Genomic DNA, 994 nt, shown 5'->3' with positions numbered 1-994 from the left:
CACGTCAGCCCGCTCATGTCACCGGCGCTCCTGCGCGACGAACACCCGGTCCAGGCCCCCGTCGCCGACACCGTCCGCGCAGGCCGCGACGCCACGGTCGACATCCTGTCCGGACGGGACGACCGGCTGCTCGTCCTCGTCGGCCCCTGTTCGGTGCACGACCCGGGCGCCGCGCTCGACTACGCCCGCAGGCTCGCCGCCCACGCCGAGACCCTCCGCGACGACCTGCACGTCGTCATGCGGGTGTACTTCGAGAAGCCGCGCACGACCCTGGGCTGGAAGGGCCTGATCAACGATCCGGACCTGGATGGCAGCTTCGCGGTCAACAAGGGCCTGCGGATGGCGCGGCAGCTGCTGCTCGACGTCTCGGCACTCGGCCTTCCCGTGGGATGCGAGTTCCTCGACCCGATCACGCCGCAGTACATCTCCGACATCGTCACGTGGGGTTCCATCGGCGCCAGGACCGCCGCCAGCCAGGTGCACCGGCAACTGTGCAGCGCACTGTCCATGCCGGTCGGCATCAAGAACTCCACCGAGGGCGACGTCCAGGTGGCCGTCGATGCCACCCGCGCCGCAGCGGCGGGCCACGTCTTCCCCGGCATCACCACCGACGGCCTGTCGGCGCTGTTCACCACCGCGGGCAACCCCGACTGCCACGTCATCCTGCGCGGCGGGAGCAGTGGTCCGAACCACGACCCCGACACGGTCGCCGACACGCTGGCCCGCCTGCGCAAGGCCGAACTGCCCGAACGCGTCGTCGTCGACGCCAGCCACGGCAACAGCGGCAAGGACCACGTCCGCCAGGCAGGCCTCGTCCGCGAACTCGCCGGGCGGATCGCCGCGGGTGAACCGGGCATCACCGGCCTGATGATCGAGAGCTTCCTCGCCGAGGGACGACAGGACCTCACCCTCGGCAGGTCCGCCGACCTCGACTACGGCCGCAGCATCACCGATGCCTGCCTCGACTGGGACACCACCGCCGAACTGCTCGACC

Annotated in this window: 1 protein-coding gene; it reads left to right on the top strand. The window is 70.9% G+C overall.

Annotated elements, in window-relative coordinates; all coding sequences use genetic code 11:
* A partial coding sequence (locus tag IF64_RS0124890; RefSeq protein ID WP_030534602.1) for a 3-deoxy-7-phosphoheptulonate synthase occupies nucleotides 1-994 on the top strand: 994 nt, incomplete at both ends.

Source organism: Prauserella rugosa (assembly GCF_000719975.1).
Lineage (GTDB): Bacteria > Actinomycetota > Actinomycetes > Mycobacteriales > Pseudonocardiaceae > Prauserella > Prauserella rugosa.
The sequence above is the reverse complement of the archived record's forward strand: the minus strand, read 5'-3'. Positions and strand labels throughout refer to the sequence as shown.